This window comes from Selenomonas sp. oral taxon 137 str. F0430 (assembly GCF_000183625.1).
GTDB classification, from domain to species: Bacteria; Bacillota; Negativicutes; order Selenomonadales; family Selenomonadaceae; genus Centipeda; species Centipeda artemidis.
The window spans coordinates 541,138-547,450 of record NZ_AENV01000005.1; the positions used below are offsets into that span (position 1 = coordinate 541,138).

The 6,313-nt window shown below is 57.0% G+C and carries 7 protein-coding genes; all 7 read left to right on the forward strand.

The window, feature by feature from the left end; all coding sequences use genetic code 11:
* The first annotated feature begins 74 nt into the window (after nucleotides 1-74).
* The 7 genes from HMPREF9162_RS03775 (at nucleotide 75) to HMPREF9162_RS03805 (ending at nucleotide 6,275) form a co-directional block, all read left to right on the forward strand.
* Nucleotides 75-1,397, forward strand: a complete 1,323-nt coding sequence (locus tag HMPREF9162_RS03775) for an NAD(P)H-dependent oxidoreductase (RefSeq protein WP_009752666.1) — start codon at nucleotides 75-77, stop codon at nucleotides 1,395-1,397.
* 670 nt (nucleotides 1,398-2,067) lie between these two features.
* Nucleotides 2,068-3,006: a sugar-binding transcriptional regulator gene (locus HMPREF9162_RS03780; protein ID WP_009752699.1), complete on the forward strand. Its 939-nt coding sequence runs from the start codon at nucleotides 2,068-2,070 to the stop codon at nucleotides 3,004-3,006.
* Between the two features lie 24 nt (nucleotides 3,007-3,030).
* On the forward strand, nucleotides 3,031-3,423 hold the full coding sequence (locus tag HMPREF9162_RS03785) for a transcriptional regulator GutM (RefSeq protein ID WP_009752617.1): 393 nt from the start codon (nucleotides 3,031-3,033) through the stop codon (nucleotides 3,421-3,423).
* Nucleotides 3,424-3,457: 34 nt separating this feature from the next.
* Complete coding sequence (locus HMPREF9162_RS03790) at nucleotides 3,458-4,012, forward strand: PTS glucitol/sorbitol transporter subunit IIC (RefSeq protein WP_009438282.1); 555 nt, start codon at nucleotides 3,458-3,460, stop codon at nucleotides 4,010-4,012.
* Between the two features lie 24 nt (nucleotides 4,013-4,036).
* Nucleotides 4,037-5,035 carry a PTS glucitol/sorbitol transporter subunit IIB gene (locus tag HMPREF9162_RS03795; protein ID WP_009752767.1) on the forward strand — a complete coding sequence of 333 codons (999 nt, stop codon included), beginning with the start codon at nucleotides 4,037-4,039 and terminating at the stop codon, nucleotides 5,033-5,035.
* 26 nt (nucleotides 5,036-5,061) lie between these two features.
* Nucleotides 5,062-5,871, forward strand: coding sequence for an SDR family oxidoreductase (locus HMPREF9162_RS03800; RefSeq protein ID WP_009657377.1), 810 nt, complete (start codon nucleotides 5,062-5,064; stop codon nucleotides 5,869-5,871).
* 32 nt (nucleotides 5,872-5,903) lie between these two features.
* The gene (locus tag HMPREF9162_RS03805; protein WP_009657247.1) at nucleotides 5,904-6,275 is read left to right on the forward strand and encodes a PTS glucitol/sorbitol transporter subunit IIA; all 372 of its coding nucleotides are present in this window, start codon (nucleotides 5,904-5,906) and stop codon (nucleotides 6,273-6,275) included.
* Nucleotides 6,276-6,313: the final 38 nt, after the last annotated feature.

The window sequence follows — 6,313 nt, forward strand, 5'->3', positions numbered from 1 at the left end:
CTAGGAATGATATACTTTAATGCAGAAGAATCACTAGAAAGTACTGCCGATAGGCGGGCGAAAGGAGTTTCTCGATGCTGAATATGGACAAGAAACTCGCCAAGCGCGAGGAAGAGGGCAAAATCATCCGTGCAGGTATTGTCGGCGCGGGGCAGATGGGGCGCGGGATGGTTACGCAGATGGCGCTCATGAAGGGGATTATGCCCGCGATTGTCTCGGATATTAAGTTTGAAAATGTCATCAATGCGTTCCATTATGCGGGCATCAGCGACGATGAGATCGCGGTCGCAAAGACGCTCGAAGAGGCGAACCGCTATATGGAGCAGGGGAAATACGTCGCGACTGAGAACTCGGATTTCATCTCGCAGGCGAACCTCGTGGAGGTCGCGATCGACGTGACGGGCGTGCCGGAGGTCGGCGTGAAGATCGCGATCGACGCGATGAACAATCATAAGCACGTCGTGATGATGGACGTGGAGACGGACGTCGTGATCGGAAGCTACCTCAAGAAGCTCGGCGACAAGAACGGCGTCATCTATACAGGCTCTGCGGGCGACGAGCCGGGCGCGGTGATGGAGCTGTATTCCTTCGCGCGCGCGATGGGCATGGACGTCAAGGTCATGGGCAAGGGCAAGAACAATAAGCTGGACTACGACTGCAACCCTGACACGGTGCTCGAGGAGGCGACGCGCCGCAAGATGAGTCCGCGGATGCTCACGTCGTTCAAGGACGGCACAAAGACGATGGTCGAGATGACGGCAATGTCGAACGCGACGGGATTGGTGCCCGATGTGGTCGGCGGTCACGGCCCCTCGGCATCGCCGAAGGATCGCTGCGCGGAGCTCAACGAGATCTTCAAACTCAAGAAGGACGGCGGCATTCTCGACAGGCACGGCGTTGTGGAGTACGTCAACGGCATTGCGCCCGGCGTCTTCGTCACCGTCACAACGCAGAACGAAGAGATCGCCTATCAGATGGGCTATCACAGCATGGGCCCCGGCCCTCTCTGGACCCTCTATCGTCCCTATCATCTCTGCAACCTTGAGACCCCCCTTACTGTCGCGAAGATCGTCATCGACGGCGAACCGACCATCATTCCGCTTGACGGTCCCGTCAGCGAGTGCATTGCCGTTGCCAAGCGCGATCTGAAGGCGGGCGAAACGATTGACGGCATCGGCGGCTACACCACCTACGGCTCCATTGCAACGGCGCAGGAGACCTATGAGAAAGGCTACGTTGTCTATGCGCTTGTCAACAAGAATACGCGCATGAAGTGCGACGTCAAGAAGGGTACCCTCCTCACCCTCGACATGGTTGAGCTCGACACCTCCACCCAGCTCTATCAGGTACGCAAAGAGCAGGATAAGATGTACAACAACGGCTACGCACTGAAGTAACTCACTCAGATATAACGAAAAATCCCCGCGGCACTGCCGCGGGGCGTTTTCCTATTGGCATCATTATCTAATTTTTTCAATCAGCGCATCATGCAGTGTCTTGGAGAAGTTAATTCCCTCGGCACGGGCGCGGCCATTCAGCCATGCGGGGATGGTCAGTGTTTTCTCGACGGAGCGGCTGCCTTTACAAGGTTGATATTCGTGCGGATGAGTGTAGGATAGGCGAGTTCTTCTCTGGGGGTGGACTGACTGCATAGGATGTGCAGCGGGAGGTCGTCTCCACGCGAAAGTGATTCTATGGGAGCACAGGCAAGTGCCTCTGCTGCATTTGTCAGAAATTCGTCCATCGTGTTGGCGGAGGCCTAGCGGCCGGGTAGTTCGGGGAACTCTGCCCAAAGTCCGTTCGAATCTTTGTGAATGATGGCGGGATATATGTATTGCATGGAAGCTTCCAAGCATTTTAGTATTCGCATAGGTTGTCACATATGAGATGATTATTTCACATATGTGACAATAAAAATCAAAAACAATGAAAAAAGCTGTGAAACACCAAACTTACAGCTTTTTTCTTGTCTTATTTTTGTATTCAGGTTATATTCAATTTGTCAGGACGACAATAGCGCTATATGGTCACATATGTGAAAGTGAGTTCTCCGAGGAGGAAGATTGCATGCAGGCCGTGGATAAACGGATCCTTATCAAGGCGGCAAATCTCTACTACAGTGACGGTTTGAAGCAGGGGGAAATCGCATCACGTCTTGGTGTCGATCGCACGACAGTGAGCAAGTATCTCAAGCGGGCGCTTGCGGCAGGCATTGTCCGCATTACGGTCGAGACGGACAGCAACGAGGAGCTTGAGAGCGCCCTCGAGCGCCGCTTCGGTCTCCGCGAGGCATACGTCGTCGCGCACAGCATTGACCTTGAACAAGTCAAGCGACGTATGGCACAGGCGGGACTGAGTCTCCTGCGGCGCATCGTGACCGACGGACAGAACATCGGTCTCGCGTGGGGGACGAGCATTCGCGAGTTGACGCGCTATGCGGCGGCGGAGCGACTGCACCCGGTCAATGCGGACTTTGTTCCGCTTGATGGCGGCCCTGAGAGCGTCGACAGCGAACTCCATGTGAATACGCTCTGCTATGAGCTGGCAAACGCATTCGGTGGGCGCAGCCATTACATCTACGCCCCCGCGATTGCGCGTACGGCGGAGATTGCAGCGGCGATCCGACAGGATGTGAACTTCGAGCAAATCATGCAGTTCTGGGAACGGCTGGACATCGGCATTGTCGGCATCGGTGCGCCCGTGAAATCCTCGAACCTCGTCTGGATGGGCAGTTTCGGCAGAGAGGCGATTGAGAGCCTGCTGCGGGAGCGTGTGGTCGGCGAGATCTGCTCTATGTTCTACGACATCCAAGGGCGTCCCGTCACCACCGAGTTCCACGACCGCATCATCGCTGTCGAGCTCGAGCGCCTCCGTGCACTGCCATACAGCATCGGCATGGCGGCATCGCGCGAGAAGGTGCCCGCAATCCTCGGTGCGCTGCGCGGACATTACATCAACGTCCTCATCACGGATGAGGAGACTGCGAAGATTCTGCTGAACGAATGAGCTGTATTGAAAGGAACGATCACTATGCTCTGGCTTGCTTTGATTGCTGTACTCATGTGGGTGATCCAACTTGTTTTGAGTATCCTGCAGTTCCGACGTTTTGCAGCACATGTGAAGGAGATGCGCCGCGAGGGACGTGTCGCCATCGGTAAGGCGAAGGGACGTTTCGCTGCAGGTGCAATTGTTCTCTTCGTCATCGACCCTGCGTGCAATATTGTGCGCGGTGAGATCATGAAGGGGGTCACCGTATTCGCGGGGTTCCGTCCCTTCGATGACTTCAATGGACGGAATCTGCTCGATCTCGCGGAAGCAGATGTCGCCGCATATGATCGTCAGACGCGCCGCGCCGTGCTCGGCGCGCGTGAGGAGTATATCATCTACCAAGAGCAGGGGGAGACCCTTGCCAGTCACGCCTAAACAATGACCGTTTCCATATGAAAGGAGACATATCATGGATACCTTGATTCTCTTTGCCGAAGGCTTCATCGGCATGTTCAACAAGGGCGGCGAAACCCTTATCGGCTGGGTCACGGGCATTATCCCGACGCTCGTCTGTCTGCTCGTCGCGATGAATGCGATCGTGCTCTTCGTCGGCAACGAGCGTGTCGAGAAATTCGCCCACCTCTGCGCAGGTAATCCCATCTCGCGCTACGTCGTCCTCCCGTTCATCGGCGTCTTTTTCCTCTGCAACCCGATGGCACTCTCCCTCGGCAAATTTTTGCCCGAGTACTACAAGCCCTCGTACTACGCGGCGACCTCGTCCGCATGCCATACAATGAACGGCATGTTCCCGCATGTCAACCCGGGCGAGATGTTCGTTTTCCTCGGCGTTGCGAACGGCATCACGACTCTCGGGCTGCCGTACACCGACCTCGCGCTGCGCTATCTGCTCGTCGGACTCATCGTCAACTTCCTGCGCGGCTGGCTTACGGACTTCACGACGGCGTACGTCCAGCGTCAGCAGGGTGTGCAGCTCAGCAAAGAACCGGCAGTGCTCAAAAGCTAATACCATCGGAGAGGAGAATCGATCATGAGCGAATATAAAAGTGTCGTCGTATCGGCGGGTTCGGGCGGCTTTGGCGGCCCGCTGACTCTCACGCCGAATGAAAAGCGGAACAAGATTGTCAACATTACGGGCGGCGTGATCTCGGATGTCGCTGTACGCCTCGGGGAAATGACGGGCGCGGAGGTCGTGGACGGATTCAAGACCAGCGTGCCCGAGGACGAGATCCTTGCGGCGGTCATCGACTGCGGCGGCACGCTGCGCTGCGGCATCTATCCGCAGAAGCACATTTTCACCGTGAACATCAAACAGACGGGGCCCTCGGGTCCTCTCGCGCAGTACATCAAGCCCGATATCTACGTCTCGGGTGTCAAGCCGGCAAATATCGCATTCAGCGACGGTACTGCTGCTCCTGCCGCAGCACCTGCAGCCGCAGCGCCGGCAGAGGAGGCTGCGCCGAAATACGACACCTCGAAGAAGATCACGGAGCAGTCCGGCAGTCTCATGGCAAAGGTCGGTCAGATGATGGGCGGCATCGTCGCCACGTTCTATCAGGCAGGGCGTGAGTCCATCAATACACTCATCACGACGATTCTGCCGTTCATGGCATTCGTCTCCATGCTCATCGGCGTCATCCTCGGCTCGGGCTTCGGAGACTTCGTCGCGCATTTCGTCTCGCCGCTCGCGGCGTCTCCGATCGGGCTCGTCATCCTCGCACTGATCTGCTCCTTCCCGCTCCTTTCCCCGTTCCTTGGGCCTGGGGCGGTCATCGCGCAGGTTGTCGGCGTCCTCATCGGCGTTGAGATCGGTCTCGGACACATCCCGCCGAACCTCGCACTCCCTGCCGTCTTTGCGATCAACGTGCAGTGCGCCTGCGACTTCATCCCCGTCGGGCTCGGACTTGCCGAGGCGGATGCAAAGACTGTCGAGATCGGTGTGCCTGCCGTGCTTTACTCCCGTTTCATGACGGGACCGCTTGCCGTTATCATTGCGTGGATTGCAAGCGCAGGACTTTACGAGAGTTGAACAATCGTGCAGAAGGAGAATAGATCATGAGCTGGTTACATCTCGAAGGAAAGACCGCAATCGTTACCGGCGGTGCGTCGGGGATCGGCAAGGCGGTCGTGGAGGCCTTTTTGGAACAGGGCGCGAATGTCGTCGTCTGCGATATGAATCCCGAGCCTCCCGCATTTGAGGAAACGCGCAGCAAGATGCTCTACGTCGTCACTGACGTGACGAAGCGTGCGAGCGTCGAGGCAATGGTGGAGAAGGCGAAGAAGCAGTTCGGCAGCATCGACATCCTCGTCAACAATGCCGGCATCAACATCCCGCGCCTCCTCGTCGATCCGAACGATCCGCACGGGAAATACGAGCTGGATGACAGCGTATTCGAGAAGGTCACGGCGGTCAACCTGAAGGGCGTCTACCTCTGCGCGCAGGCGGTCGGACGCGAGCTTGTCGCGCAGGGGCACGGTGTGCTCATCAACATGAGCTCCGAGAGCGGCATCGAGGGGTCCGAGGGGCAGAGCATCTACGCCGCGACAAAGAACGCCGTCAACTCCTTTACGCGCTCATGGGCAAAGGAGTTCGGCAAATATGGTGTGCGTGTCGTCGGTGTCGCCCCCGGCATTCTCGAGGCGACGGGGCTTCGCACCCTTGCTTACGAAGAGGCGCTTGCCTACACGCGCGGCATCAGCGTCGACGAACTGCGCAAGGGATATGCGAGTACGAAGACCACACCGCTCGGGCGCAGCGGCAAACTTGCTGAGGTCGCCGACCTCGTTGTCTACCTCGCCTCTGAGCGTGCCTCCTACATCCATGGCGTCACCTACAATGTTGCGGGCGGCAAGACGCGCGGTTGAGAGATTCATACGATACGGCAGGAGAATGCAGCATGAAATACTATTGTGAAATCACAAGCTGGGGCGATGAGGCACTTCTCTTTCTCGAGAACCCGGAGACCAACTTTATCATTATCTTCAACGACAATGCTCCGGCGGAGCTGGCATCGTTCTCCGTGCTCCATACGCCGGCGAACTACAACGCGGATCCCATCGTTGGCGATACGATGGTTGTTTGCGAAAAAGCATTCACAATTACCGCGATCGGTGACGAGGCGCTTGATACACTCAAGGAGATGGGGCACTGCACGCTTTCCTTCAAGGGCGGCGCTGAAGCGGAGCGTCCTGGCTGCATCATGCTGCAGGGGGATGTGCCGCTCACGAGGGACGATGTTAGAGAAGGAGCGACCATCGAGGTCTACTAATGGGATAGAAAAACACAAAGCCTCGTACCAATCAGTAC

What these genes read in the sequence shown, in the direction of transcription:
- HMPREF9162_RS03795 (WP_009752767.1), top strand. Translation starts at nt 4,037, where the DNA reads ATGAGCGAATATAAAAGTGTCGTCGTATCGGCGGGTTCGGGCGGCTTT.
- HMPREF9162_RS03775 (WP_009752666.1), top strand. Translation starts at nt 75, where the DNA reads ATGCTGAATATGGACAAGAAACTCGCCAAGCGCGAGGAAGAGGGCAAA.
- HMPREF9162_RS03790 (WP_009438282.1), top strand. Translation starts at nt 3,458, where the DNA reads ATGGATACCTTGATTCTCTTTGCCGAAGGCTTCATCGGCATGTTCAAC.
- HMPREF9162_RS03780 (WP_009752699.1), top strand. Translation starts at nt 2,068, where the DNA reads ATGCAGGCCGTGGATAAACGGATCCTTATCAAGGCGGCAAATCTCTAC.
- HMPREF9162_RS03805 (WP_009657247.1), top strand. Translation starts at nt 5,904, where the DNA reads ATGAAATACTATTGTGAAATCACAAGCTGGGGCGATGAGGCACTTCTC.
- HMPREF9162_RS03800 (WP_009657377.1), top strand. Translation starts at nt 5,062, where the DNA reads ATGAGCTGGTTACATCTCGAAGGAAAGACCGCAATCGTTACCGGCGGT.
- HMPREF9162_RS03785 (WP_009752617.1), top strand. Translation starts at nt 3,031, where the DNA reads ATGCTCTGGCTTGCTTTGATTGCTGTACTCATGTGGGTGATCCAACTT.